This window comes from Breoghania sp. JC706 (assembly GCF_037026715.1).
In the GTDB taxonomy this organism is placed as follows: domain Bacteria; phylum Pseudomonadota; class Alphaproteobacteria; order Rhizobiales; family Stappiaceae; genus Breoghania.
In genome coordinates this window covers 480766-507103 of sequence record NZ_JBANCG010000002.1, presented here as the reverse complement: position 1 = coordinate 507103, position 26338 = coordinate 480766, and the positions used below count along the sequence as shown (strand labels likewise).

Annotated in this window: 27 protein-coding genes; 11 read left to right on the top strand and 16 right to left on the bottom strand. The window is 65.3% G+C overall.

All coding sequences use genetic code 11. The annotated features are described in order from the left end of the window. Nucleotides 1-329: 329 nt before the first annotated feature. Genes mnhG through V2L18_RS05385 form a run of 7 tightly spaced genes read right to left on the bottom strand, consistent with a single transcriptional unit; the run spans nt 330 to nt 6324 of the window. The gene (gene mnhG, locus V2L18_RS05415; RefSeq protein ID WP_336176826.1) at nt 330-668 is read right to left on the bottom strand and encodes a monovalent cation/H(+) antiporter subunit G; all 339 of its coding nucleotides are present in this window, start codon (nt 666-668) and stop codon (nt 330-332) included. Next, a complete protein-coding gene (locus V2L18_RS05410; RefSeq protein ID WP_336176825.1) occupies nt 665-1051 on the bottom strand; it encodes a cation:proton antiporter in 387 nt (128 codons plus the stop codon). The genes mnhG and V2L18_RS05410 overlap by 4 nt, the downstream gene beginning before the upstream one ends. After that, nucleotides 1048-1527, bottom strand: a complete 480-nt coding sequence (locus V2L18_RS05405; protein WP_336176824.1) for a Na+/H+ antiporter subunit E — start codon at nt 1525-1527, stop codon at nt 1048-1050. Before V2L18_RS05405 ends, V2L18_RS05410 begins: the two co-directional genes overlap by 4 nt. Next, a complete protein-coding gene (locus V2L18_RS05400; RefSeq protein ID WP_336176822.1) occupies nt 1524-3131 on the bottom strand; it encodes a Na+/H+ antiporter subunit D in 1608 nt (535 codons plus the stop codon). Before V2L18_RS05400 ends, V2L18_RS05405 begins: the two co-directional genes overlap by 4 nt. A gap of 3 nt (nt 3132-3134) precedes the next feature. Next, nucleotides 3135-3512 carry a Na+/H+ antiporter subunit C gene (locus V2L18_RS05395; protein ID WP_336176820.1) on the bottom strand — a complete coding sequence of 126 codons (378 nt, stop codon included), beginning with the start codon at nt 3510-3512 and terminating at the stop codon, nt 3135-3137. Next, on the bottom strand, nt 3512-3931 hold the full coding sequence (locus V2L18_RS05390; RefSeq protein WP_336176819.1) for a Na+/H+ antiporter subunit B: 420 nt from the start codon (nt 3929-3931) through the stop codon (nt 3512-3514). The genes V2L18_RS05395 and V2L18_RS05390 overlap by 1 nt, the downstream gene beginning before the upstream one ends. Next, a complete protein-coding gene (locus V2L18_RS05385) occupies nt 3928-6324 on the bottom strand; it encodes a putative monovalent cation/H+ antiporter subunit A (RefSeq protein WP_336176817.1) in 2397 nt (798 codons plus the stop codon). The genes V2L18_RS05390 and V2L18_RS05385 overlap by 4 nt, the downstream gene beginning before the upstream one ends. Nucleotides 6325-6930: 606 nt before the next feature. On the opposite strand from V2L18_RS05385, the gene msrB reads away from it, so the two are divergent. Beyond that, nucleotides 6931-7380, top strand: a complete 450-nt coding sequence (gene msrB / locus V2L18_RS05380) for a peptide-methionine (R)-S-oxide reductase MsrB (protein ID WP_336176815.1) — start codon at nt 6931-6933, stop codon at nt 7378-7380. Here msrB and V2L18_RS05375 read toward each other — a convergent pair. The 3 genes from V2L18_RS05375 to V2L18_RS05365 all read right to left on the bottom strand — a co-directional run bounded on the left by V2L18_RS05375 (nt 7362) and on the right by V2L18_RS05365 (nt 9955). After that, nucleotides 7362-7922 carry a PilZ domain-containing protein gene (locus V2L18_RS05375; RefSeq protein ID WP_336176814.1) on the bottom strand — a complete coding sequence of 187 codons (561 nt, stop codon included), beginning with the start codon at nt 7920-7922 and terminating at the stop codon, nt 7362-7364. The two genes, msrB and V2L18_RS05375, sit on opposite strands and share 19 nt — an antisense overlap. Before the next feature lie 249 nt (nt 7923-8171). Continuing rightward, complete coding sequence (locus V2L18_RS05370) at nt 8172-8774, bottom strand: superoxide dismutase (RefSeq protein ID WP_336176811.1); 603 nt, start codon at nt 8772-8774, stop codon at nt 8172-8174. A 323-nt stretch (nt 8775-9097) separates the two neighbouring features. Beyond that, nucleotides 9098-9955 (bottom strand): DUF6159 family protein, encoded by an 858-nt coding sequence (locus V2L18_RS05365; protein WP_336176809.1) that lies wholly within the window; start codon nt 9953-9955, stop codon nt 9098-9100. A gap of 137 nt (nt 9956-10092) precedes the next feature. Here V2L18_RS05365 and V2L18_RS05360 point away from each other — a divergent pair, with 137 nt between their 5' ends. Continuing rightward, entirely contained in the window at nt 10093-11301 is a 1209-nt protein-coding gene (locus V2L18_RS05360; RefSeq protein ID WP_336176808.1) for a YbfB/YjiJ family MFS transporter, read from the top strand. A gap of 56 nt (nt 11302-11357) precedes the next feature. Here V2L18_RS05360 and V2L18_RS05355 read toward each other — a convergent pair whose 3' ends face one another. Then, entirely contained in the window at nt 11358-12215 is an 858-nt protein-coding gene (locus V2L18_RS05355; RefSeq protein ID WP_336176806.1) for a branched-chain amino acid aminotransferase, read from the bottom strand. 184 nt (nt 12216-12399) lie between these two features. Here V2L18_RS05355 and V2L18_RS05350 point away from each other — a divergent pair, with 184 nt between their 5' ends. Both V2L18_RS05350 and V2L18_RS05345 read left to right on the top strand, forming a co-directional pair. Continuing rightward, nucleotides 12400-12840 carry a VOC family protein gene (locus tag V2L18_RS05350; RefSeq protein ID WP_336176804.1) on the top strand — a complete coding sequence of 147 codons (441 nt, stop codon included), beginning with the start codon at nt 12400-12402 and terminating at the stop codon, nt 12838-12840. Nucleotides 12841-12961: 121 nt separating this feature from the next. Beyond that, nucleotides 12962-13624 (top strand): haloacid dehalogenase type II, encoded by a 663-nt coding sequence (locus tag V2L18_RS05345; RefSeq protein ID WP_336176803.1) that lies wholly within the window; start codon nt 12962-12964, stop codon nt 13622-13624. A 49-nt stretch (nt 13625-13673) separates the two neighbouring features. Here V2L18_RS05345 and V2L18_RS05340 read toward each other — a convergent pair whose 3' ends face one another. Beyond that, nucleotides 13674-14084, bottom strand: coding sequence for a hypothetical protein (locus V2L18_RS05340; RefSeq protein ID WP_336176801.1), 411 nt, complete (start codon nt 14082-14084; stop codon nt 13674-13676). 188 nt (nt 14085-14272) lie between these two features. On the opposite strand from V2L18_RS05340, the gene V2L18_RS05335 reads away from it, so the two are divergent. Together V2L18_RS05335 and parA are read left to right on the top strand one after the other, a co-directional pair. Next, nucleotides 14273-14935 (top strand): response regulator, encoded by a 663-nt coding sequence (locus V2L18_RS05335; protein ID WP_336176800.1) that lies wholly within the window; start codon nt 14273-14275, stop codon nt 14933-14935. Nucleotides 14936-15163: 228 nt separating this feature from the next. Continuing rightward, on the top strand, nt 15164-15820 hold the full coding sequence (parA, locus tag V2L18_RS05330) for a ParA family partition ATPase (RefSeq protein WP_336176798.1): 657 nt from the start codon (nt 15164-15166) through the stop codon (nt 15818-15820). 358 nt (nt 15821-16178) lie between these two features. On the opposite strand, the gene V2L18_RS05325 is transcribed toward parA, so the two are convergent. Further along, the gene (locus V2L18_RS05325) at nt 16179-16562 is read right to left on the bottom strand and encodes a DUF2267 domain-containing protein (RefSeq protein WP_336176797.1); all 384 of its coding nucleotides are present in this window, start codon (nt 16560-16562) and stop codon (nt 16179-16181) included. A 306-nt stretch (nt 16563-16868) separates the two neighbouring features. Here V2L18_RS05325 and V2L18_RS05320 point away from each other — a divergent pair, with 306 nt between their 5' ends. After that, nucleotides 16869-18464, top strand: coding sequence for a helicase HerA-like domain-containing protein (locus V2L18_RS05320; RefSeq protein WP_336176796.1), 1596 nt, complete (start codon nt 16869-16871; stop codon nt 18462-18464). Nucleotides 18465-18687: 223 nt separating this feature from the next. After that, nucleotides 18688-19305 (top strand): DUF1131 family protein, encoded by a 618-nt coding sequence (locus V2L18_RS05315; protein WP_336176794.1) that lies wholly within the window; start codon nt 18688-18690, stop codon nt 19303-19305. Nucleotides 19306-19403: 98 nt separating this feature from the next. Here V2L18_RS05315 and V2L18_RS05310 read toward each other — a convergent pair whose 3' ends face one another. Together V2L18_RS05310 and V2L18_RS05305 are read right to left on the bottom strand one after the other, a co-directional pair. Continuing rightward, nucleotides 19404-19811, bottom strand: a complete 408-nt coding sequence (locus V2L18_RS05310; protein WP_336176793.1) for a DUF4332 domain-containing protein — start codon at nt 19809-19811, stop codon at nt 19404-19406. A gap of 227 nt (nt 19812-20038) precedes the next feature. Beyond that, nucleotides 20039-20401, bottom strand: coding sequence for an EF-hand domain-containing protein (locus V2L18_RS05305; RefSeq protein ID WP_336176791.1), 363 nt, complete (start codon nt 20399-20401; stop codon nt 20039-20041). 323 nt (nt 20402-20724) lie between these two features. Between V2L18_RS05305 and meaB the strand changes: the two genes are divergently transcribed. Both meaB and V2L18_RS05295 read left to right on the top strand, forming a co-directional pair. Then, nucleotides 20725-21717, top strand: coding sequence for a methylmalonyl Co-A mutase-associated GTPase MeaB (gene meaB / locus V2L18_RS05300; protein WP_336176790.1), 993 nt, complete (start codon nt 20725-20727; stop codon nt 21715-21717). A gap of 3 nt (nt 21718-21720) precedes the next feature. Then, on the top strand, nt 21721-22329 hold the full coding sequence (locus tag V2L18_RS05295) for a peptidase C15 (protein WP_336176788.1): 609 nt from the start codon (nt 21721-21723) through the stop codon (nt 22327-22329). Between the two features lie 46 nt (nt 22330-22375). On the opposite strand, the gene V2L18_RS05290 is transcribed toward V2L18_RS05295, so the two are convergent. Further along, nucleotides 22376-23809 (bottom strand): diguanylate cyclase, encoded by a 1434-nt coding sequence (locus tag V2L18_RS05290; RefSeq protein ID WP_336176787.1) that lies wholly within the window; start codon nt 23807-23809, stop codon nt 22376-22378. A gap of 274 nt (nt 23810-24083) precedes the next feature. Here V2L18_RS05290 and V2L18_RS05285 point away from each other — a divergent pair, with 274 nt between their 5' ends. Beyond that, on the top strand, nt 24084-26168 hold the full coding sequence (locus V2L18_RS05285; protein ID WP_336176785.1) for a S9 family peptidase: 2085 nt from the start codon (nt 24084-24086) through the stop codon (nt 26166-26168). The last annotated feature ends 170 nt before the right edge of the window (nt 26169-26338 follow it).

Genomic DNA, 26338 nt, shown 5'->3' with positions numbered 1-26338 from the left:
AATTCGGTGCCAGTCTATATACATCGTGCAGGACAATAACAATAGAAAATATTAAAACAATGGTGGCGAATTCAATCGATTTGGCGCTTGTACGAACGTATCCCTGTTCAGGCAATATCAGCGGTTACATTTGCCAATAGATTGCGTGAAAACGCCCCACGGTAAGCACGACGGCGGGCACGCGCCGCTCCTTCCCTTAGCCCACGCCCCCGAAAGGGGCGCAGAGCCAAGGAGAACGTCGCCGCTTGCAGCGGTGACACAACACAACCAATGAAAAACGGAGAAAATCGGACAGCCGGCCCAGAACCGGCAAATCGTGTGTGGACGGTTTATTGTCTCTTGTCGTCCTGGGCCATTTCCAGTTCGTCGATGACCGTGGCGTCGCACGGCTTGTAACCGACGATATAGGCGGCCCGGGCCAGCAGATGCGCGGAAATCGGCGCCGTCAGCAGGAAAAAGAGAACCCCCGCAATGGCGCGGGTCACCACATCGAGCTCACCGGCGTGCACGGCAAGCGCCAGCAGCAGGACGCCGGAGCCAAGCGTGCCGGCCTTGGAGGCGGCGTGCATGCGCATATAGACGTCGCGGAACCGGACAAGCCCGAGCGCGGCGGTGAAGCAGAAGAACGAGCCCAGCACCAGCGCGAGGCCTACGATGATGGAGGTCATGAGCGCCCCTCCCCGTCCGAATCGGGCGTGGAGACGGGCCCGTGCACCGGCTGGGTGTTGCGGATGTCGCGGTGGGTTTCCGCGGTGATCGCCGCATCGCCCGCGAGCCCCCGGTTGAGCAGGAAACGCGCGAAGGCAACGGTCGCGAGAAAGCCGACGAGCCCCAGCGCGATGGCGATGTCGATGTAGAGGTAGAAATCCGTTTTCACGCCGATGACGGCGATGAAACCGATCCCCACCGTCACCAGCATGTCGAGCGCGACGAACCGGTCGGGCAGGGTCGGCCCGGTGACGATGCGATAGACCGTCATCAGAAAGGACAACGACAGCACGCCGAGGGCGATGTCGATGCAGATCTCGAGGAAGAATTCGCTGCCGATCATCGGAACGCCTCCAGGATCTTGCGTTCGAACCCGTCGCGGATCTCGTCGATCGTCGCCTGCGGATCGGGCACGTTGAGGGCATGCACGTAAAGCACGCGGCGGTCGCGCGACACGTCGACCGACAGGGTGCCCGGCGTCAGAGTGATGAGGTTGGCAAGCAGGGTGATCTCGAAATCCCGGTCCACGGTGAGCGGATAGGCGAAGATGCCCGGCTTCAGATCGGAAATGTCAGGCGTGAGCACGATGCGGGCGACGCGCGAGGCCGACAATACCAATTCGTAGAGGAACAGCAGTGCAAGGCTGGCGACCCGGCCGGCGCGACGGAAATAGCCGCCGGTGCCGACCTGTTCGCGGATGGTGTAGAGCACGCCCGCCGACAGCACGAAACCGAAGCACAGGTTGACGAAGGCAAAGGAGCCGGTAACCGCCCCCCAGGCCAGCGCCATCAGGATGTTGATGAGGAAAATGCCGATCATGGCTGACCTCCCGCGCCGCCAAACACCGATCCGATGTAGTTGCTCGGATCGACGAGGCCGGCGGCGCCGGCCCTGGCGATCGCGACGAGACCGTCCGGCGCAAGGCCGATGAACAGCGACAGGCCGACGAGGAGGCCCAGCGCCAGCCACATGCCGGTATAGGCCGCGGTGACATCGGGCGCGTTCATGTCGGCACTCTCGGCATAGGCGAAGGCGGTGCCGTCGGGCGTGCCTTCCGGCCCGCCGCGCCAGAAGGCGTAAAGGCCGATGCGCGCCAGCGCGATGGTGGTGAGGAAGCCTGCCACCAGAATGGAGCCGGCGAGCCACGGCCAGTCGCTCTTGAGCGAGGCGTCGACCAGAAGCACCTTGGCCCAGAAGCCGGAGGTCGGCGGCAGGCCCGAGAACGACATGGCCAGAATGATGAAGGCAAGCGCGAGCAAGGGGCTCTTGCCGTAGAGCCCGCCGAGCTGGCGCAGCGCGAAGGTGCCGCTCATGCGCCCCGCCATGCCAGTGACGAAGTAGAGCCCCGTCATGACCAGGATCGAATGGATGGCGTAGAGGATCGTGCCGGTGAGCGAAAGCGCGGTGGAGACCGCGATGCCGGCAAGCATGGAGCCGATGGAGGAGATGACCAGGTAGCCGAGCGCGCGGCGCAGGTCCGACTGCGCCATGGCGCCGAGCGCCCCGGAGATCATGGTCGCGACGGCAACCACCGCCAGCACATCGGCCAGAAGCGCGTGGTGGATCGGCAGCAGCATCACCATGGTGCGCATCAGCGCATAGATACCGACCTTGGTGAGAAGGCCCGCAAAGACACCGGCAACGGCGATGCGCGGCGTGTGATAGGAGGCCGGCAGCCAGAAATTGACCGGGAAGGCCGCGGCCTTCATCGCGAAGGCGAGCAGGTACAGCATCGCCACCGTGGTGATCGGCGCGCGATCCGGCAGGGCCGCGACCGAGCGCGGGATGTCGGCCATGTTGAGCGTGCCGACGAGGCCGTAGAGATAGCCGGTGGCGATGAGGAACAGCGTCGTGGCGATGAGGTTGAGGATGCCGTACTTGACCGCGCCGTCGAGCTGGGCCTTGTCGGAGCCGAGGATCAGCAGCCCGAAGGACGAGATCAGCAGCACCTCGAACCAGACGTAGAGGTTGAAGATGTCGCCTGTCAGGAAGGTGCCGGAGACGCCCGTCATCAGCAGCATCAGGAAGGGATAGAAGCCGTAGCGCCGGGACGCGGCATCGCTGTCGCCGACGCCGTAGAGCGCGGTGGCGAAAGCCACGATGGAGGCGATCAGCGCCAGCATCGCGCCCGTCGCATCCACCGTGAAGGCGATGCCGTAGGGCGGCAGCCACTGGCCCATCACCATGGTGATGACGCCCTTTTCCATGACGCGGGCGAGCAGCCCGAAATTGGACAGCATCAGAAGGCCGAGCGTGGCGATGGCGATGCGCGGCTGGATCTTCGTCTGCTTGCGCGTCATCAGGCAGAAGACGCCGCCCAGAATGGTGATGATGATGGGCGTGACGACCAGCCAGTCCGCCGGCGCGACCGGCGTCGTGATCATGGCGTGGGAAACGTCGGCCGCATGGTCTGAAACCGCCATTCGTCAGTACCCCATCGGCGGTCTTGCTTCGCCCTTCGGCTCGGCGACGCGCATCTCGTTGGCATCGTCCGTGCCCAGTTCCTGGTAGGCGCGGAAGGCCAGCACCAGCAGGAAGGCGAAGAAGGAAAAGGAAATCACGATCGCCGTCAGGATCAGCGCCTGCGGCAGCGGATTGGCCGTCGCCCCGACAGGCACCAGCGCGCTGTCGGGAATGACCGGCGGCACCTCGCGCTCCAGCCTGCCGGCCGTGAAGATCAGCAGGTTGACCGCGTTCGACAGGATCGACACGCCGAGAAGGATGCGGATCAGCTGGCGCGAGAGCATCAGGTAGATGCTGGCGGCGAAGATGAATCCGATCAGGACTGCGAAGCCGGCCTCCATCAGTCGTTCTCCCTTTCCTCAAGCGCCAGCGCGATCGAGGTGATCGAACCAAGGACGACGAAATAGACGCCGATGTCGAACACCATCACGGTGGAGAGCGCCAGATCGACGCCGAAGATCTCGGGATAGATCCAGTGCGCCTTCAGGAAGGCGACGTGGGTGAAGAACGAGGGCAGACCGGACAGGCAGGCGAGCAGCAGCCCGAAGGCCGACAGGGTCATCGGATGGAAGTGGATGGCCCGGCGTACCGGCCGCACGCCGCAGGCGATGCCGTAGATCGCGAAGGCGGATGCCGCGATCAGACCGCCGATAAAGCCGCCGCCCGGCTCGTTGTGCCCGCGCAGCAGTACGAAGATCGAGAACAGGATCATCAGCGCCGTCAGGAAGGGCGCGATCGTCCGAAAGATGATCGTATTCATGACGCGACCTCCGGATGCGGCTCGGACACGGGCTTCAGCGATCCACCCCGCGGCGGATCCTCCGGCGCCTTCGATCCGCGTGCCCGGATGCGGATCAGGGCCAGGATGGCAAGACCGGTGACCATGACCACGGAAATCTCGCCGAGCGTATCAAGGCCGCGGAAGTCCACGATGATGACGTTGACGATGTTGCGCCCGTGCGCCACTACCCGTGAATTGGCCGTGAAGAAGTCCGACAGGCGGCTGTCGAAGGGAACTTCCGTCACCGCGAGCAGAAGCGCGCCGAAGCCGATGCCGCCGGCGATCGCGATGATCATGTGCGAGATCGTCTCGCGGAACGGCCGGCTGTCCTTGGCAGTCAGGTTCAGACGGGTCATCACCAGGGCGAGGATGACGACCGACAGCGTTTCCACCATGAACTGCGTGAACGACAGGTCGGGCGCGCCGAAGAGCATGTAGATGACGGCGACGGCGAAGCCCTGGATGCCGAGCGAGACGATGGCGATGAGACGCGTGCGCGCCGCCAGCACCGCGATGATGCCGATCACCACCAGCGCCAGCACCAGCCATTCGTAGAACCGGAAGTCCGGCATGGCGGGCATGGAGGGCGCCTCGTCGAACGCGAACATCGGCACCAGCAGCGCGGCCGCCACGACGACGAAGACCGTGTTCATGTAGATCTGCATCTTGCCGGGCTGAACGATGGCCGTGAAGGCGCCGGCAAAACGCACGATGAGCGAGATGAACTGGTCGAAGCCGCGATCCGGGCCCCAGCCGATCGCCTTCAGCACGCTGGCGATCAGCCTGCGCACGGCATCGAGCTGCCAGAAGATCACCAGACCGGTGCCAACCGTGGCGAGCGAGAGATAGAACGGCGCGCCGATATGGGCGGGCACGAGGTGATAGTCGCCCGCGACCGGCGCACCGGCGACCGCCCCCGCCATCGGGCCGAGAAGCGCGGGGCCCGACCAGCCGATGCCGATCGCCGCGCCCAGCCCGCACAGCGCCAGAACGAGCGGCCCGAGCCACATCAGGACCGGCCCCTCATGCGCATGCTTGGGCGTTTTCGTGGGCTGGCCCAGGAAGGGTTTGAAGGCGACGGCGAAGGCGGCCGCCAGCATCAAAGCGTTGCCGATGACGGCAACTGCCGTCAGAAGCTGCGGACGCGCGGCGAGGGTCCACGTTCCCTCATAAAGCACTTCCTTGGCGATGAAGCCGATGAAGGGCGGCAGGCCGCCCATGGACAGCGCCGCCAGAACCGCGCAGAGAAAGGTGATCGGCATCGCCTTGCGCAGACCGCCGAGACGCATCAGGTCGCGCGTCCCGGTTTCGTGGTCGACAAGACCGGCGACCATGAACAGCGCACCCTTGAACAGCGCGTGGGCGAAGAGATAGAGCACCGCGCCTTCGATCGCGACCTCGCTGCCCGCCCCCGTCAGCATGACGAGGAGGCCGAGCGAGGCGACCGTGGTGTAGGCGAGCATAAGCTTCAGGTCGGTCTGGCGAACCGCGAGCAGCGTGCCAACCAGCAGCGTCACACCGCCGAAGAGCGGCAGCAGCGTCATCCACCAGGCGGTGTCGCCCAGCACCGGGTTGAGCCGCATCAGGAGATAGACGCCCGCCTTCACCATGGTGGCGGAATGCAGGTAGGCGGAGACCGGCGTCGGGGCCTCCATGGCGTTGGGCAGCCAGAAATGGAACGGGAACTGGGCCGACTTGGTGAAGGCGCCCAGAAGCACCATGATCAGGATCGGCAGGTAGAGCGCGCTTTCGCGCAGCGTATCGCCCGACGCGATCACGTCGCCCATCTCGTTCACGCCGGTGGCGTGGATGATCATCAGGAAGCCGGCGAGCAGCGCCAGCCCGCCGCCGCCGGTCACCACCAGCGCCTGCATCGCGGCACGCCTTGAGGCGGCGCGCAGATGATCGAAGCCGATCAGCAGGAAGGAGGTGATCGAGGTCAGCTCCCAGAAGATGAACATGGTGATGAGGTTGGAGCCGGTCACCACGCCCAGCATCGAGCCCATGAACAGAAACAGGAAGGAGAGGAAGCGGCCCTGCTGGGGGTGCCCCTTCATGTAGCCGCCGGCATAAAGGATGATCAGCGTGCCGATGCCGGAGATGATCAGCGCGAACAGAACCGCCAGACCGTCGAGATAGAACGTGAAATTCACGCCGTAGGCGGGCACCCAGGCAAAGCCTTCCACGAAGGTTTCGCCTTGCGAGACCGCACCGACGTAGCGGAAGAAGTGAAGAAAGACCAGCGCGGGCACGATGGCGAGCAGCCAGGCCGCATTGTGTTTGAATGCACGCACCGCGCTCGGTGCAAAAAGGGCCGCGGCAAACGGCGCCAGCACCGCAAGAACCGTGTCATCCACCCCGAATAGCGCCATACCCGTCCCTTGGCCCGCCGACTGGGCCGTCACCTGGGCCCATCACGCGGACCCGTCACCATGAACCCGTCTCGTGGGTCCGTCACGCGGATCCGCCCTTGCGGACCCCACTCACCTGGATCCGCACCGCAGACCCGACACGTGGCCCCTGATCGAGGCCGTCACTAGGGCCTGGTGGAGCCCACTCGCCGCCAAGTGTTCATCGCCGTACGGCAACTTCCTCCCCGAATCACACGGCATAACGAGAGTCGTGCGATAAAAGTCGCCGTTTCGATATACGCAGGATGGAGAAAGTGCAAGTTGCCTACTGAGAATGCTATTTCATGTTTGTCTGAACAAGCGGTTTATGACCACCGGCCTATTGCCACCCCACTTCACGACGATACCGCGAAACGGATGACGGATGACTTGCCGCTGGAGCAACTTGCGAAGACAATCGGCCGATATGGAGAGATACATATCTGACGGACGGTAATGAGATACGACACGCGCGCGCATCCGTGACGCCCGATTTCGCAAGCATGCTCCCGACACCGCCATTGTCGCGCCCGCCGATCGTCCCTAAGTAGGAAATTCCAAAGGTTACACGGCACAGGAGCGCCGGCCATGAGCAGCGAACCGAAGACGAAAGTTGAGCTCAGCGACGCCGAATGGCAAGCCCGGCTCACGCCCGAACAATTCGCGGTGACCCGCAAACACGGCACCGAACGGGCCGGCACCGGCCCCCACCTCAACGAGAAGCGGGCTGGCATCTACAAGTGCGTGTGCTGCGGGGCGGAGCTGTTTCCCTCGCAGACCAAGTATGAATCCGGTTCCGGCTGGCCGAGCTTCTACGCGCCGCTCGACAAGAATGCGATCGCCGAACTCGACGACAATTCGCTGTTCATGCGGCGCACGGAAATCCGCTGCGCGCGTTGCGATGCGCATCTGGGCCACGTCTTTTCCGACGGCCCGCGCCCGACGGGACTGCGCTACTGCACCAACGGACTGGCGCTGGAATTCGAACCGGAAGAGGAAACCGCGGCCCGGGGTCCGGATCAGTCTTCCACGGCATAGTAGCGGCGGGCCAGCGCGCGCAGACGGCGTGAGCGGAATTGCCCGAGCCTTGCCGGCGGCACGTCGAAGCTGACCCCGACCTCGTTTCCGCGCCGCCAGCGCAAGGTGGCAGGCACGATGGTGCCCTCCAGCTCGTCGAACAGCACGATGACATCGGGAAGCGCCACCGCGGCGGCAACGACCAGCCGTGCTCCGCCCGTGGAAAGATCCCGGATCGCGCATTCGGTGAGGAAACGATCGTCGAGGTCGGCGATCTTGGCCGTGCGCAGGCGCTTGACGCGGCGGGGATGGCGGCGGGTGTCGGAGCCAGAACGCGCGGCCGCACGGGGGCCCGCATCACAGCCCTCGCCTGTTCCAGCTCCCTTTGCGACAACCGTCCCATTCCGGCGCCGCGCAACGCGCACCGCGACGAGGTCAATCACCTCACCGGCGCCTTCCAAAGGCCCGCCTCTGCCCACGGACGGCTGCGGACGCGCCAGCCGCCCGCGCGGCGGCCGCGAGAGGAAGACGCTTTCCGGATCGTGGTCGGTCGGTTCGCTCATGGGCAAAGGATAAGGAACCGGGCTTGCGCGGGACTGGCGGGTGACTGCCGAAACGGCCAGTGCGAGCGGATCCTGACAGGCCGCCTTCCCCTCACCCGGGCCGGCCTCTCGTCCAACGCGTGCTTTGGAACGCCGTGGCGCCCGTTATGACCGCCCGCCGCCGCCTTGCCCTCTCTTCCATTTCCCGAACGAAAAAGGCGGGCCCATCGGACCCGCCCTCTTCTTCAATTCCTGTCGCTCGAGATCGGCTTATTTCGCCGCTTCGAACAGCTCCTCGACGTATTCCCAGTTGATCAGGCTGTCGACGAAGGCTTCCAGGTACTTCGGACGCGCGTTGCGGTAGTCGATGTAATAGGAGTGCTCCCACACGTCGACGCCCAGCAGCGGGGTCGCGCCGTGAACCAGCGGGTTCTCGCCGTTCGGGGTCTTGGTGACCTCAAGCTTGCCCTCGCTGTTCAGTACCAGCCAGGCCCAGCCGGAGCCGAACTGCGTGGCGCCGGCGTTGCAGAAGTCGGCCTTGAACTTGTCGTAGCCGCCCAGATCGCTGTCGATCTTGGCCGCCAGCGCGCCCGGAATGGACTTGCCGCCGCCGTTCGGCTTCATCCACTTCCAGAAGTGGATGTGGTTGAAGTGCTGGGCGGCGTTGTTGAAGAGGCCCGGATTCTTGCCGAAGCTCTCCTTGATCACGTCCTCCAGCGACTTGCCCTCAAGCCCGCTGTCCTTCAGCAGGTTGTTGCCGTTGGTCACATAGGCCTGATGGTGCTTGTCGTGATGGTATTCCAGCGTCTCGGCCGACATGTAGGGCTGAAGCGCATCGTAGGCGTAGGGGAGATCGGGAAGTTCGAACGCCATTTGGGTCCTCCTTTCGATAGATGAAGACGTTAAGTCGATGAAACAAGACGCGGGCAATCGCGGGCCATGCCGTCCTGTCGGGTGTTGCATGTTCCGTTCAGGCCCCTGCAGGGTTCAGTGCGTGGTCCGTGTTGCGGGATTGCGCCTCGATCTGAAATGGGTTGCGGCCGCGGTAACGCGTTCCGCCGTTGTCTGGCAACATAGGTAGATGTCCGGCCCCCGACAATGGCGCGGGTGCGCCCGTTCGTCATTTTAATAATGCAAATGGCGGCTGCCCGGTTCCAGGGCGGATGCGCAAACGGGCAGATTTTTGCCCGCGCGGCCTATTCCTCGCGAAAGGCGTTGCGGAAGATCTCGGCGTCGAAATTTTCCGGGACCCGTCCCTCGTAGGCATAGACGGCGAGCGCCGCCTTCAGGATCGCATCGAGGGTGGCGACGATGAGCCCGGTGACGAAGATCCAACAGCCGACGCCCGCCAGAACGACGACGGCCAGCGTCGGGCTCGTGGAGAAGTTGAAGACGCCCCAGAAGATGAAAGGAACGGCGATCCAGGCGGCAACCATGTTGAGAACCGAAAGCCCGACATTGGCGACGAGCGCCTCGCCCCAGGTCTTCCGGATCATCGCGATGGAGCCCAGCACCGCCTTCACCGGCCCCGCCCCCTCCACCACCAGGACCGGCACCGCGAAATAGACCGCGACCGACCATGCCGCGCCCAGAAGCTGGACGAACAGACGGCCGAGGCCCTTGAAGCGGCTGGCGATGAAATTCAGCAGCATCCCGACGCTGGCGGCGAAAAGCGCCCAGGCGAAGATCTGCGGCAACATGCGAAAGGCGGCGCGCAGGCCGTCGGCGAGCGTGGGATCCTCGCCGGACAGGCGGATCATCGCGCAGGTCAGAAGGCCCGCATTGAAGAAGGTGATGACGAAGTAGCTCAGGAAATAGAGGAGGAACAGCAGCGCGACGGCGCGCGGGTTCTGGTAGATGTCCGGGTTCTCGGCCAGCGCCTGCTGGAAATGCGTCAGATCCCCGCTCACCAGCGCCGGCGCGAAGATGGCGCCCATGACAAGCCCCAGCGCGGCCAGCGACATCAGCGGAAAGAGCAGCATCTCCTTGTCGAGCATGAGGACGCGCCAGCATGTCCCGCTCAGGCTTACCGCCCTGTTGAACCTGTCGAACATCTCCCCCTCCCGTTCGCGCACCCGTCTGCAGGAACGCGCCGGGATTGAAGCGGATTTCACCTAAGGTTCTATGAAAGCGCGACGTCAAACGACTGTTTGCGGCTTGGCCGGCCCGCACGGCGTGCTAACCTGACAGAATGTCGCAGGCCTCCCTCTCTCCTTCCACGATTCTCCCGGTCGCCTTTGGCGGGCTCCTGTCGCTGACCGCCGCCATGGGCATCGGCCGGTTCGTCTATACGCCGATCCTGCCCTTCATGGTGCACGATGCCGGCCTCACTCCGGCGGAAGGCGGGCTCATCGCCTCGGCCAATTTCCTGGCCTACATGGTCGGCGCGCTTGCGGCCGCCTCCGGCCGGCTCACGCAATTCCTGCCCGGCGACCGGCGTGCGATCTTTCTCGCGGCGCTGGCGCTATCGGCCGCCACCACGGCCGCGATGGGACTGTTCGACAGCGTGGCCGCCTTCGTCGTGATCCGGGCCTTGAGCGGGATTGCGAGCGCCTACGTGCTGGTTTTCGCCTCCGCGCTGGTGCTGGACCGGATATCGGCGGCCGGCCGGCCGGGGCTGGTAGCGCTGCATTTCGCGGGCGTCGGGCTCGGCATCGCGCTTTCCGCACTCATGGTGGCGGCCCTTGCCCGGAGCGGCGCGGACTGGCGCATGCTCTGGTACGCCAGCGGCCTCGTTTCGGCGCTCGCTTTCCTCGCCTGCACCCGGCTCATCGAGAAGACGGAAGATCCCCCGCACGCACAGGCAAGGGCGAGCGGGCCGGCCGACAGGAGGCTCGTCGCGCTTTATGTGAGCTACGGCCTGTTCGGCTTCGGCTATGTCATCACCACCACGTTCATCTCCACCATGGCCCGCATGTCGCCGGCGCTAAGCCCCTACGAGACGGCGATCTGGGCGGCGGTGGGCATTGCGGGCATGCCCTCGGTCATGATCTGGGGCACGCTCGCGCGGCGCATCGGCAACGCTCCGACCTACGCCATCGCCTGCCTAGTCGAGGCGCTGGGGGTGACGCTGTCGGTGATTTCCGACACCGGGCTGATCGTGGTTCTGGCGGCGATGATGGTGGGCGGCACGTTCATCGCGATTACCGCGATCGGGCTGATGCAGGCGCGGCTTCTGTCGCGCGGCAACGCGCATTCCGCGCTGGCGCTGATGACGGCGTCCTTCGGGTTCGGGCAGATGGTGGGCCCGACGCTGGCGGGCCTTGCCTATGACGCGACGGGGAGCTTTCTCCTGCCCTCACTGGCGGCAGCCGCCGCACTGGTGATCGCGGCCGGGCTGGCACTGACGCCGGCCACGCGACGGCGGGAGACGGGAAATGCGGCGCCGGAGCGCGAATGAGCGCATATTTGACCATGCGCCCGCTCGCGTTCCGGCGCGATATCGCCCCCCCCCGCTCAGGCGTGGGCGAAGTCCCAGTAGAGCTCGCGCGCCTTTTTGGCGATCGGGCCCGGCTGCATCTCGCGATCCTCAATCCGGCCGACGGACACCACCTTGGAATAGTTGCCCGTGGAGAAAATCTCGTCGGCGTCCAGGAAGTCGTCCATGACGAGGCTGCGCTCATGGACATCGACGCCCGCGCCACGCAGAAGCTTGATGACGCGCTGGCGGGTGATGCCGTTCAGGAACGTGCCGTTCGGATAGGGCGTGTGGACCACGCCGTCCTTGGCCATGAAGATGTTGGCGCTGGTCAGTTCGGCGATATTGCCGAGCGTATCGCGCACGAGCGCATTGTCGAAACCGCGCGCCTTCGCCTCGCGGATCGCGCGGGCATTGTTGGGGTAGAGACAGCCGGCCTTGGCGTCCACCGGCGCGCTGTCGGGCGTCGGGCGGCGGAACGGCGAGAGCGTAACCGAGAAGGTCGCGTCCGGCTCCGACATCGGCGCGGCGAACAGGTTCAGGCAGAAGCGGGTGGAATCCGGATCGGGCGAAATCACGCCGACGCCGTTGCCCTCCGCCCAGTACATCGGCTTCACGTAGACCGCGGTGCCCGGCTCGAATTTCTTCACACCTTCCCAGGCGAGCTCGCAGATCTCGCCTGCAGACATGGTCGGGTTCATACCCATGGCCAGCGCGGATGCGTTGATGCGCTCCGCATGCAGATCAAGATCCGGCATGACGCCTTCGAAATAGCGGGCACCGTCAAACACGCTCGACGCCATCCACATGGCGTGCGTGTTGGGACCGGCGATAAGGGGGTTGCCGTCCGCCCAGGAACCATCGATCCAGTTCCACGTCTGTGACGGTTCAGACATAAATCCATCCTTGTTCTATATCAGGAGGCCCAGATCAAACGCCGTTGCAGGCCGGGGATCAAGGGCTTCATCCACTTTCTCCCGTTTCAGGAATTTTCGTTCCGTTCCGCGAGCTTGTTCTATATATGTTCCAATGAGTGCATTTGAAATGCGCAAATTTGGACCATCGGAGGAAAGAAAGGACATGGAGCAGCGGATCACGCTCGTGACCCTCGGGGTGGAGGACCTCACCCGGGCGCGCGCCTTCTTCGAGGAGGGGCTCGGCTGGCGCCGCGCCGCCATCGATAGCGACGCGATCGCCTTCTACCAGTGCGATTCGGTGGCGCTGGCGCTTTTCGGCCGCACCGCCCTGGCCGAGGATGCCGGAGTACCCGACAGTGGAGACGCGCAAGGCGATGCCTTCATTCCGGTAACGATCGCCTGGAACGGACGCAGCGAGGCCGAGGTGGATGCCGCCTTCGCGGAAGCCGTCGCCGCGGGTGCGGAGCCGCTGAAACGGCCGACGCAGGTCTTCTGGGGCGGCTATTCCTCCTATGTGCGCATTCCCGGCAGCGAGCACCTGCTGGAGATCGCCTACAATCCCGGCTTTGCGCTGGACGCGGCGGGCCGGGTCACGCTGCCGTAGGGCGAGCCGGGGCGGCATCTTCTTCCCCGGCAAAAGAGCTCGGGCAGGCGGACAAGAGGTGGCCTTGACGCATCGCCTGCGACACGGTCTTCTCAGGGGTCGCCCGCCAAGGAGTTTGTTCATGTCCCATTCGGCCTATGTCTTCGACGCCTACGGCACCCTGTTCGACGTGCATGCGGCGGTACGCAGGCATGCCGAGGCGCTGGGGGCGGACGCCACCCGGTTTTCCACCCTGTGGCGGGCCAAGCAGCTCGAATATTCGTGGGTGCGCTCGATGATGGGCCGCTATCAGGATTTCTGGACGCTGACCGAACAGGCGCTGGATTTCGCCTTTCAGGCGATCCCGACGGCCGATCCCTCGATGCGCGCGCAATTGCTCGACGCCTATCACCGGCTCGACTGCTACGGGGAAGTGCCGCAGGTGCTGAAAAAGCTGAAGGACAGCGGCGCTAGACTCGCCATCCTGTCGAACGGCTCGCCGACGATGCTGGCCGGCGCGGTGTCAGCAGCCGGGCTCGACGGCGTGCTCGACGAGGTCTTCTCCGTCGATCCCTTGCGCGTCTACAAGACCGACGAGCGCGTCTACGAGATGGTCACCAACCACTTCCGCATCTACCCGGAAGCGGTGTCGTTCCAGTCGTCGAACCGCTGGGACATCGCCGGCGCCACCGCCTTCGGCTTCCGTACGGTGTGGATCAACCGCACCGACATGCCCGACGAATACCACGACCTGCCGCCCAACGCGGTGCTGAAAGACCTCAACGGGCTCACCGCGCTGGGGTAATGCGACGGGACAAGGCGAAGCGCCAGCCACGCGGAAACGATGGGCAGCCTTAGCGCCGCGTGCATTCCCCGGCGGTCATCAGGGTCAGCGCTGCGCTCATCTGGGTCAGCCAATACTGACACTGGGCCTCGCTCTTGAAGCAGGCCTCGCGCGAAATGTTCTTGGTCTCGTGCGGCCCGAGGAAGATCCGGCCACCGGCAAGACCGCGCCAGTAGGTGCCGGGCGCGCTGTTGCTCGCGACCACGGAACAATCAAGGTCCGTGCCGGTGGGATCGAACACCCAGCCGGAGCGGTGGTCGTAATAGGTGGAGGCGCCGTAACAGCCCGCCAGCACCAGCGCGATGCCGGCCGCGGCGAGCACCGGCCAGCGCATCCGCCGTCCGCGCCGGCCCGGCTGCAGGGCCTTCATCGGCCGGGCTTTCATGGAAGGATCGCTCGTCTCGTGCGCGTGGTTCCGCATGGCCGCTCCCGTCTCGCTGCCTCGCCTGCTCCGCAAGGGCAGGACGTCTCCATGAATCAATAGCATCATTCGCCAAAGATGTATGGCAACGGGATGCGCAATTCACCCCCGAACGAGCAAAAGCGGTGGCAAACGACTTTTTAACCTGCACATTTTACCGTAGGGAGAGTTTCTTAGGGTATTTCGCCATGCCAGATGAAAAGAACCGGGGCTTGTCGGTCCTGATCCTTGCCGAAGGCAGCAGCTTTTCCGCATTGCTAGAGCAGATGCTTCTCAGCATCGGCGTGGCCGCAACGACGACCATAGACGACGGCGAGGCCGCTCAGCTCTGGCTGCGCGCAAACGCCGTCGACATGGTGCTCATCGACGGCGATCTGCCCAACGCCTCCGCTCCACGGTTCACCAGCCGCGTCCGGTGCGACGCCACCTTGCAGAACCGCTGCCTGCCTCTGGTTCTGATGAGCGCCCGCGGCAACACGGAAATGATGCGTCAGGCGATGAAGGCGGGGTTCGACAGCATCGTCCCCAAGCCGATCAGCCGGGACCAGCTCCTCAGCGAACTGAAGCGGCTGGTCGAACGTCCCCGCGTCTATATCCGCTCGCCATCGGGTTATTGCGGGCCGGACCGGCGGCGTCGCGTCATGAGCGGATACGACGGCGAGGACCGGCGCGACGGTGGCAGCTTCCAGCTCTTCACCGAAAACGGCCCGCTTTCGCGGGACACGCTGGAGGCCCTTCACAACCAGGCTTCGGAAAACGCGGACATGGACGTGCTGCTGGTGCGCGGGGTGGAGGTGATCCACGGCTACCGGCTGGATTCCCGCTCACTCGCCAATCGCGCCGTGAGCTGACCGCGCGCGCCGCGCTATGCCCTCCGTCAGCGCGTTCTCTTCCGCTTTGCCGGCATAGCCCCTGTCGCTTGCGCCGGATGATGTTTCCCGCCCATGCAAAACGGGGCGACTTTCGGCCGATGTCGTGTGTTCGGCCCTTTCGCTGCACCGCAGAAAGTGTCAGGGTTGACCCTGCGGCAAACGCCTGAGCGACGGCGATGCCGCGCGCCGGCGGGAGAGACGAGCATCATGACAGGCAGGATCATCACCATCGCCCAGCAGAAGGGCGGTTCCGGCAAGACCACGTTGACCGCGCATCTGGCGGTCGCGCTGGCCTCCAGACGCGGCGTCCGCGTTGCGCTCCTCGACGTGGACCCGCAGGGAAGCCTCGGCGAATGGCTGGAGGCACGCGAGGAGACGCTGGGCGAGGATGCGACCGGGCTCATGTTCCGCACCGCCAGCGGCTGGGGCGCCAGGCGTGAGGCCCGCTCGCTGGCGCGCGATTACGATTTCGTCATCATCGACACGCCGCCGAAATCCGACCGCGAGGCGCGCCCCGCCATAGAGGTGGCGGATCTCGTCGCCATTCCCGTCCAGCCGTCGCCGGTGGACGTTTGGGCGAGCGCGCAGACGCTGGACATGGCGGCTGCGGAAAACGTGCCGGCCACGCTGGTTCTGAACCGCGTGCCACCGCGCGCCGCGCTGACGGGCGAGATGGTGGAGGCCCTGTCGAAGCTCTCCCCCACGACCGCGCGCACGCGGCTCGGCAACCGGGTTGCCTTTGCGGCTTCCATGGGCGAGGGGCTGACGGTTCTGGAAAGCGCCCCGTCCAGCAAGGCCTCGCAAGAGGTGACGGCGCTGGCGGAGGAAGTGAAAAAGCTCCTGCGCAGGAAACAGGCCGCCTGAGCCTCTTGCGCGGCATCAGGCGGCCGGGAGCAAGGCGCAGATCCTTCGAGACGCCCGCTGACGCGGTCTCCTCAGAAGCTGGCCCGTAAATGGTACCGGGTTATGTGCCGCTATTTCTCCCCCTCATGCCCTACCATCGTCATCACCCGACGAAGTCCGGGTGATCCAGCGCGCGCCCGGAATGCTGCGTCTGGCAATGGATTGCCCGGACTTCGCCGGGCAATGTCGGCGGAGGGACTTGGGAGAGATGCCGAAGGCACACAACCCGATACCATTTTCGGGTTAGACACTGAGGAAGGCCGGCGGCCCGTCTCGGAGGATGGGCCGCAGGCGCTCGCAACATCTGCGAAATGCCGCCTCACACCACCTGGGACAGGCCCGGGATGGACTCGATGATGTCATCGACGATGTCCTCGCCGGCCTTTTCCTTGGCAAACGCGACGACTTCCTTCGTCACCGTCTGCACCTCGCCCATGGAAAGCCCGGCCTGCGTCAGCTCGTTGAGCGCGCCCATGGCGCCCATGCCCGTCATGCTGGCGAGCCCGCCGAGAAAGCCGCCCTTCTTGCCGTCCTCGCCGCCTTCCAGAAAGGCACGGGCACCGGGCATGGCATCGATCACCTGATCCACCTTTTCCGTCGGTCCGTCCTTGCGCAGGAACCTGAGGATGATGCCGACGGCTTCGCGGGCGGTGTCCTCGCCGATGCCGGCCTTGGCGCAGATGCGGTTGATCAGTTCTTCCATGAATTCCCTCCGAAAGCGCGTGAATATGATGACAGCAGGGACGTGTGCCCTTTTCCCGGTGCCCTATGACTTCTCGGTGCCATGTGACATGACCCTAGCACCATCCGCAACTGACATAAGGTCACCTTCGGTCGAACGAATGCCGGCAAGCCTCGCGAAACGAAGCGAAAGCGCGGGAATCCGGCAAACGGCGCACCATCGCGCTTCCGTTCCGCAACCCGCGCACGCATGATAGCCAGGTGATTCTGGAGAGGCGGAGATTGCCCGGCCGAAGGGGCGGTTTCCCGTCACAGTGGAGGCGTTTTGATGGTCGAGCGCGAGGGCATGATCTTTCTGGGCTCTGCGATCCCGCAGGAGGGGAATGGGCCAGAGGGCTCCGGCGTGCTGCCGCAGTTCATCGAGCTCAAGCGCGCCAACCGCCATGGCCTCATCGCAGGGGCGACGGGCACCGGCAAGACCGTGTCGCTGCAGATCCTCGCCGAGGGCTTTTCCGATGCCGGAGTTCCCGTCTTCTGCGCCGACATCAAGGGCGACCTTTCCGGCCTTGCGGCCGCGGGAGACCCCAAGCCGTTCCTCACCGAACGCGCGGACAGGATCGGCCTCGACGACTATTCCATGCGCGACTTTCCGACCGTGTTCTGGGACCTTTTCGGCGCCAACGGGCATTCCGTGCGCACCACCATCTCCGAAATGGGGCCGCTGCTGCTGTCGCGGCTGATGGACCTGAACCCGACGCAGGAGGGCGTGCTCAACATCGCTTTTGAGTTGGCCGACGATGAGGGGCTGCTGCTGCTCGACCTCAAGGATCTGCGCGCGGTCCTGTCGGAGATCGGCGAGCGGGCGAAGGAGCTGTCGCTCGTTTACGGCAATGTCTCCAAGGCCTCCGTCGGCGCCATCCAGCGCCAGCTTCTGGTGCTGGAGCGCGAGGGTGGCGATGCCTTCTTCGGCGAGCCCGCTCTCGACATCAGCGACCTTATGCGTACCACCGGCGACGGGCGCGGCGTCATCAACGTGCTGGCGGCGGAAAAGCTGATGAGCGCGCCCCGGCTCTATGCGACGTTCCTTCTGTGGCTCCTGTCGGAACTCTTCGAGGAGTTGCCCGAAGTGGGCGACCCGGATAAGCCGCGGCTCGTGTTCTTCTTCGACGAGGCGCACCTTCTGTTCGACGAGGCGCCCAAGGCACTTCTGGAGAAGGTGGAGCAGATCGTGCGGCTGATCCGCTCCAAGGGCGTCGGCGTCTATTTCGTGACGCAGAACCCGATGGACGTGCCGGAAAGCGTGCTCTCGCAGCTCGGCAACCGCATCCAGCATGCCTTGCGCGCCTATACCCCGCGCGAGCGCAAGGCGGTGACCACGGCGGCAGAAACCTTCCGTCCGAACCCGGCGCTCGACACGGCCGCCGTCATCACCGAACTCGGTATCGGCGAGGCGCTCGTCTCCACGCTCGGCGGCAAGGGCGTTCCTTCCATGGTGGAGCGCACGCTGATCCGCCCGCCCTGCTCCCGGCTCGGGCCGCTGACCCAGAGCGAGCTGCGCTCGGCCATCCAGGCAAGCCCGCTGTTCGGGCGCTACGACCGGCCGCGCGACCGCGAATCCGCCTACGAGATCCTGCAGAGCCGGGCGCTGGAACGCTCCGTGCACGAGGAACGCCAGCGCGAGCGCGAGGACGAACTGCGCGCCGAAGGCGGCAGGGTGAAACGCACGCGCACCGGCTTCACGGTGCCCGATTTCGGCCGCGACGACCGCCCGCAGACGACGGCCCGCACCCGCTCCACCCACCGTCGGTCGCAGCGTCAGGGCGTTGCGGAGACGGCGGTCAAGGCGGTGGTGCGCTCGATCGGCTCCTCGCTCGGCCGGGCACTGGTGCGCGGGCTGCTCGGATCGCTGAAGCGCGGGGGCTGAGCCAGCGCGCCTTCGCCCGCCGTTCCCGGCGCGGCAGCGGGTCGCCCCGCTCCCCCTGTACATCGCGGCGGCGGCGGGTGACATTGCGGGCACCAGAGCCCGCCGCGATCAAGCCAGCCACCAGCCCCGTGTCTTACCGTTTCCCGGACCTCTTTCGCCCGTCCCCATGGTTTTGCCGTGCGGACGTTCCCGTTGTGCCCGATCCCGTGTAAAAGCCCTCCGCATGACCTTTTGCAAATCGACCTCCCGCCTCGCCCTGTCCGCATTCCTCGCCATTGCGGCGCCGCTTCTGGGCGGCTGTTCGGCTTCCGGCGACCTGACCACCTTCAGCGGCATGATCGACGATCCCGAGCCCGATGCGACCACGCTGGTGAAGATCACCGCATTGAGCGTCGGCCCGCTTGATGCGACCACGTCCTATTCGACGAAGACGATCGAGGCCGCCCTGCCCGGCTTCACCACCCAGCCCATCCAGATGGCGGTGGAGGATCGCACCCTGTGGACGACCGGCGTCTTCCACGACGGCTTCCAGGTGCTGCAGGTGCTCAAGGGCGACAACGGCAAGATCGGAGAGATCCACGGCGTGTCGCCGGACGTGGAAGGGCCCAACGGCGAGCGGCTGGGCATGCGGTTTGACCGGGTGGGCACGTCGATGTCGCAGTGCCGGGTCGGACGCAACCTTTGGCGCGACATGGCTATCTGCCCGGCGCGCGGAGCGCCGAACGTGACGCTCGTCTATGCGGTCACGCAGTATGACGGCCCGTTCGACAAGCTGCCGCCGCGCAAGGAGCTGGAAAGCGCCACCATCCAGCGCATCGTCTGGACGCCACCGAAGTCCTGAAACGGCGGCTCGCGGGCGGCAAGCCGGCAGCAGCCTCCCCCCGACGTGGCCGGGGGGACAACGGCGCTCAATGCGTGCAAGAACGCGATCCGCTCCGCTCAGTAGGTCATCATCGGCGGCAGGGACTTGGCTTCCTCCACCCAGGCCGTGACCTGACTTTCGGAAGGCACCTGACGCACCAGCTTCTTGGCTTCATTGACCTCCGCCATCTTCGCGGCGAGGTTGTCGGGCCGGCGCATCTTGAGTTCCTTCACCGTATCGACGCCTGCGGCCTCCAGCAGCTCGGAATATTCCTCGCCCACGCCCTTGATCCGCATCAGGTCGGCCATGTTGGCCCATTTGAGAATGCGCGAGGCGTCGATGCCCGTTTCCTCCGCCAGCGCCTTGCGCCCCTTGGGATCCTTTGCGCGCTCCAGATAGGCTTCGGTTGTCGCGATGCCCGCCGCCTTCAGCTTTTCGGCATAGGCAGGGCCAATTCCTTCGATATCGGCGATCGGATAAGACATGTCGGTCATTCCCCCGGAAGCTATCGTGTCCCCTCGGCATCCGCCCGACAGGCCAGCATGCCGACAAATCAACAACTTAAGGCAAAGGCGGCGGGCAAGCAGCCTGAGCGCCACCGCGCACCGCCCATTACCTTAGGGTAAGTGACACCAATTCGTCAGCCTTCGCAAGCATCCGCGCCCAGGGCCCGCGCCCCGGGCAAAGCCGGGGGCGCGCAATCAGACAAGGCCTACCAGGCGTTGCGCCGCATCGCGCGGAAGTCCCAGGGGCTGACCTTGCCGTCCTTGTCGGTATCTGCCTTCTGGAAACGGGCCTTTGCGGCGGCGATGAAATCCGCCTTGGCGACCTTGCCGTCGCCATCGGCGTCCATCACCGCGAAACGATCGGCCTTGGCAGTCTGACGCGCGTTCTGGCGCGCCTGGTTCCAGCCCATCTGCGGGCCCATGCGCACCGCCATGAATTCTTCCTTGGTCAGGGCGCCGTCATCGTCGGCATCCATCGCCGCGAAAACGCTTTCGGCATTGGCCGCAGCCTCGTCGGCGCTGATCACGCCGTCGCCGTTCGCGTCGATGACCGCGAAACGGGCCATCATTCCCTGGCCATATCCTCCCCCGGCTCCATAGCCTTGGCCATATCCAGGGCCGTATCCTTGACCATAGCCGGGCCCATAACCGGGACCGGGTCCGTTCCAGCAAGGCTGCGCCTGCGCCGCGCCAACCAGCGCCAGCGCAAAAGCGCCCGAAAGGAGCATGATGCGGTTGCGCATTGTCATGAGACCGCCCTTTCCTGAAAAAACTCCCCTCTGTGACAAAGACTAGGCTGTTTTTCCGCAACGGCATTGAAATTCCGCAATGGGGACCCTCCCGCGCGGCGCAGATACGTGACGCCAACGCGGCTTTGCGCTAGGCAGGAAAGATGTTGAGCGAATCCGATACTGCGCGCGTGAAGGATCTGGCGGACGGTCTGCTGGCCGGCAACCGGGCCAAGCTCGCCCGCGCGATCACCCTGGTGGAATCGAAAAAGCCCGCGCACCGCCGGCAGGCAGAAGCGCTGATGCAGCTCGTCCTGCCGGCGACGGGCAAGGCCCATCGCATCGGCATCACCGGCGTACCCGGGGTCGGCAAGTCCACCACTATCGATACGCTCGGCTCCAACCTTACCGGGGCCGGACACAAGGTGGCGGTGCTGGCCGTAGATCCATCCTCGGCGGTGACCGGCGGCTCGATCCTGGGCGACAAGACGCGCATGGCGCGCCTTGCCGTGGACCGCAACGCCTTCATCCGCCCCTCGCCCTCCTCGGGAACGCTCGGCGGCGTCGCGGCGAAGACGCGCGAGACGATGCTGCTGTGCGAGGCGGCGGGCTTCGATGTCATTCTGGTGGAGACCGTCGGCATCGGCCAGTCGGAGACGACGGTCGCCCAGATGGTCGATTTCTTTCTCGTGCTGATGCTCCCCGGGGCCGGCGACGAGTTGCAGGGCATCAAGAAGGGCGTACTGGAAATCGCCGACATGATCGCCGTCAACAAGGCGGATGGCGAGGGCGCGGCCCGCGCCAAGGCCGCGGCCAGCGAATACAAGGCCGCGCTGCATATCCTTGCGCCGCGCTCCTCGGTCTGGGCGCCGCCGGTGGTGACCATTTCGGGCCTCGCCAACGAGGGGCTCGCCGACATGTGGGCGCAGATCGAACGCCATCGGACGCTGACGACGCAAAGCGGCGAATTCGCCGCCACCCGCGCCCGTCAACAGGTCTCGTGGCTTTGGGCGATGCTGGAGACCCGGTTGATGGACGCCATGAAGAGCAATCCGAAAGTCGCGCGACTGTTGCCGGATCTGGAAAGGGAGGTACGCGACGGCGAGCTTGCAGCCTCTGCCGCCGTCGGCCGCATCGCCGAAGCCATGGGGATCTGAACGATGACGGGAACGCTGCTGATCACGGGGTTCGGTTCGTTCCCGGGCATTGCCGCCAATCCCACCGAGGCGCTGATCGAACGCCTTGCCGCCAGCCCGCCGCCGCTGCCCGACGGATTTCAGGCCGCCTATGCCGTGCTGCCGGTCACCTGGACGATGCTGGAGGCGGAACTGCCGCGCCTTTATGCCGATCACGCGCCGGAGGCGATCGTCCATTTCGGCGTTGCCGGACGAAGGCGCATGATCTCCATCGAGACGCGGGCGCGCAACGTCGCGTCGATGAGCCGGGCCGATGCCTCCGGCTTCTGCCGTCCGCAAGCCGTGCTTGAACCGGAGGGTCCACGCCACCGGGCATCGACCGTGCCTGCGGGCACGCTGATCGAGGCGGTCAACAGGGCGGGACTTGAAGCCCGCACCTCGCGCGATGCCGGCGACTATCTGTGCAACGCCACGCTTTGGTCGAGCCTTGCCGCAGGCTATCCGGCGACGTTCGTGCATGTGCCGCAACTGGGCGAGCGTGCCGGCATGGGGATCGACGATCTGGAGCGCGCGGGCCGCGGCATCGTGGAGGCGGTGAGCGAGCGGCTGTCCCGCAGGCGAGCGATCACCTGATCCCATTCCACTGATACGCCGTCCCCGATCCTCGGGGCGAGACCGGCTACCCCGCCTTGCGCCAGGCGTCGTTGGCGGAGGCGAACTGGATGCGGTTGCGGCCGCCGGTCTTGGCGGCATAAAGCGCCTCGTCGCTGCGTTGCAGGATCTCGCCCCGCGAACGGCCGCATTCGGGATAGGTCGCGATGCCGGCGCTGATCGTTACGGAGAAATCCGCGCCCTCGTTGTTGACGAAGGGGATGCGCGCGACGGCCTCGCGCAGCCGTTCGGCCACGGTCATGCCCGTATCGCGCCCCTCGCCCGGCAGGCAGACCACGAATTCCTCCCCGCCCAACCGCGCGGAAAAATCGCCGGCCCGAAGGCAGTTGCGGATCGTGTCGGCCACGGACACCAGCACCTCGTCGCCGACTGTGTGGCCATGGGTGTCGTTGACCTTCTTGAAGTGATCCACATCGACCATGATCACCGTCATTTCGCGGTTCGCGTTCTCCGCCAGCTGGAGCTGGCGCTCGAAACGCGGATCGAAGCCGCGACGGTTGAGCATGCCTGTCAGCGGGTCGCGCTCTGTCAGCGAGGAGAGATGCGCGTGGGTCTGCTCGATGTTGGCGGCCATGTCGTTGAAGGCATCCGCCAGCGCGCCGATCTCGTCGCGCCGCGCCACCTCGGTGCGGGCGGAATAATCGCCGCGCCGGAAATCCGTTATGGAACCGACAATGCCGTTGACCGGATCGACCACGTAGCGCGCCAGCCGGATGTTCACGTACATGATGAACATGATGACCATCAGACCGATGGCGACCGTCAACCCATAGATGCGCTGTGAGGAAAGCCGGCTCTCGGTCAGGCGGTTGTTCACGTCGTCCGTCACCGTGGCGATCATGTCCTCGATGCGGGCGTTGAGAACGGAGATGCCGGTATCGAGGGCCTCGACCTCCTGGCTTGCCACACCGGTGGCGACGGTGACGTCGTCCATCGCGGAAAGGCGCAGCCCGACACGGTCCGCCATGCCTGTTCCGCCGGAAGCGACGACCGGCGATGCCGGGTGCGACCGTTGGTTGCGCGTTCCGACAAGCATGCGGGCCTGGTCGCGGACTTCGAGCCAGCGGGCGTAGACCGGATAGATGCGCTCCCGCACCGAGGGCCATTCGTCGACCGCGCGGCGCACGACGGAGAAGCTGTCGTCCACCGCCTCGAAGGAGGCTTCAAGCTGGCTGGCGTTGGCCGCAGCCACGCCCGATGCCCCATCCTCGGCATCCAGAAGACGGGACTGGACCACCAACGCGGAGCGAAGCACTGCCACCTGCAGATCGCGCATGGCGTTCGTGGCATGCACGTAATAGGGAACCTTCGCGACATTTCGGCTGAGCGGAAGGTAGCCCCAGAGGGAATTGGAGAGGAATACCACCAGGAGGGGAAGGACGACCGCAGCCCCCGCGATCTCGAAACTCCGCCTCAGTTTTCCCGAAGATGTTCGCGCCACCTGTTCAACCCGCTCTCTTCATTTCTTGGTGGCCAGCGATGCGACCACAGCGTGCAATAAGACCGGCGGGCTCTAAGGACGAATGAAGCGGATATGTAAAATTCGAAGCATTTGCGAAGCGCCATGAAAACTGCGGTCTCTGGCAACCTGCGGACCGCAGCGGCCTGCCATTTCTGCCAGTATAGATTGCTTTAACCCTGGCACGCGGATGGGTGGGAAAACAGCCGCCCGTTACCTCTTGCCATTGCCGCAAAGCGTGGTTACCTCCCCATTCATGACACAGACACCCACACCCCCGCGCGCCGACAAGCGCCCCTTCGCCACCGTCACCCACGGCATCACCAAAACCGACGACTACGCCTGGCTCCGCGCCGGGAACTGGCAGGAGGTGATGCGCGACCCGGGCGTGCTCGCCGCCGACATCCGCGCCTATCTGGAGGCGGAGAACGCCTACACGGACGCAGCGATGGCTGACACGCAAGCGCTGCAGGAGACACTTTTCGAGGAGTTGAAGGGCCGTATCAAGCAGGACGACTCCTCCGTGCCCGCGCCCGACGGCCCCTATGCCTACGCAACCCGCTACGAGGAAGGCGCGCAGCACCCGAAGGTCGTCCGGACCCCGCGCGAGGGCGGCGACGAAACGGTGCTTCTGGATGCCAACGAGTTGGCCGAGGGCAAGGCCTATTTCCGGCTGGCCGGCGTCGACCACTCGACCGACCACAAGCTTATAGCCTGGTCGAGCGACGAGGCGGGTTCGGAATTCTTCACCCTGCGGCTTCGCGATGCGGCGACAGGCAAGGATCTTTCCGACGAAATCCCGGAAACGAGCGGCGGCACGGTGTGGGCCAACGACGGAGCGACCCTGTTCTACGTCTGGCTCGACGGCAACCACCGGCCGTGCAAGGTCTTCCGCCATACGGTCGGCACGCCGCGCGAGGCGGACGTGTGCGTCTACGAGGAAAAGGATCCGGGCTTCTTCGTCGGCGTCGGCAAGACGCAGTCGGGCAAGTACATCGCCATCGACATCCACGACCACGAGACGTCGGAGTGCTGGCTGATCGATGCCGACGAACCGACGGGCGCACCGAAGCTCATCGCCCCGCGCAAGACGGGCGAGGAATACGACATCGAGCATCGCGGCGACACGTTCTATATCCTCGCCAACGCCGACGGCGCGGAGGACTTCAAGATCGTGACGGCACCGGCGGATGCGCCGGGGCGGGAGAACTGGAGTGATCTCGTTGCCCACAAGCCGGGCCGGCTGATCCTGTCGCTGACGGTCTACGAGAACCACATGGTGCGGCTTGAGCGGGAAAACTCGCTGCCGCGTATCGTCATCCGCCGGCTCGCCGACGGCATCGAGCACGAGATAGCCTTCGACGAGGAGGCCTACTCGCTGGGGGCCGGCGGCGGCTACGAATTCGACACGGCCTCCCTGCGCTTCTCCTATTCGTCGATGACCACGCCGACGCGCGTCTACGATTACGACATGGACACGCGCGAGCGCGTGCTTCGCAAGGAGCAGGAGGTGCCGTCCGGCCACAACCCGGACGATTATGTCACCCGCCGGGTGATGGCAAAGGCCGAGGACGGCGCTGAGGTGCCGGTCACGCTGCTCTATGGCAAGGATACGCCGCTCGACGGCACCGCGCCGTGCCTGCTCTACGGCTACGGTTCCTACGGCATCTCGATCCCGGCGAGCTTTTCCACCAATGCGCTGTCGCTCGTCGATCGCGGCTTCGTCTATGCCATCGCGCATATCCGTGGCGGCAAGGACAAGGGGTTTGCCTGGTACGCCGACGGCCGGCGCCAGCACAAGATGAACACCTTTACCGACTTCATCGCCGCCGGCGAGCATCTGGCGAAGGAGAAGTTCACCTCGCGCGGGCGGATCATCGCGCAGGGTGGGTCTGCCGGCGGCATGCTGATGGGTGTCGTCGCCAACCGCGCGCCGGATCTCTTCGCCGGCATCATCGCGGAGGTCCCCTTCGTCGACGTGCTCTCAACCATGCTCGACGACACCTTGCCGCTGACCCCGCCGGAATGGCCGGAATGGGGCAACCCGGTCGAGAGCGAGGACGCCTATCGCTATATCGCCGCCTATTCGCCGGTCGACAATGTCACGAGCCAGGCCTACCCGGCGATCCTCGCCGTGGGCGGGCTCACCGATCCGCGCGTGACCTACTGGGAACCGGCCAAGTGGGTGGCGAAGCTTCGCGAGAAGAAGACCGACGACAACCTTCTGCTGCTGAAGACCAACATGGACGCCGGCCACGGCGGCGCATCTGGCCGCTTCGACCGGCTGAAGGAAGTGGCGTTCAACTGGGCCTTCGCCCTGAAGGTCGCCGGCAGGGCATAGGGTCGTCTTCGGAGCCAGAGATACCCGTGCGCCTGCCACTCGTTCCCCTCTCCCCCTTGCGGGGGAGATGTCGGCCTTGGCCGACAGAGGGGGGTGAAGCGGCAGGTTCGGAGCAAGCAGCGTTACCCCCCTCTGTCACGCATGCGCGTGACATCTCCCCCACAAGGGGG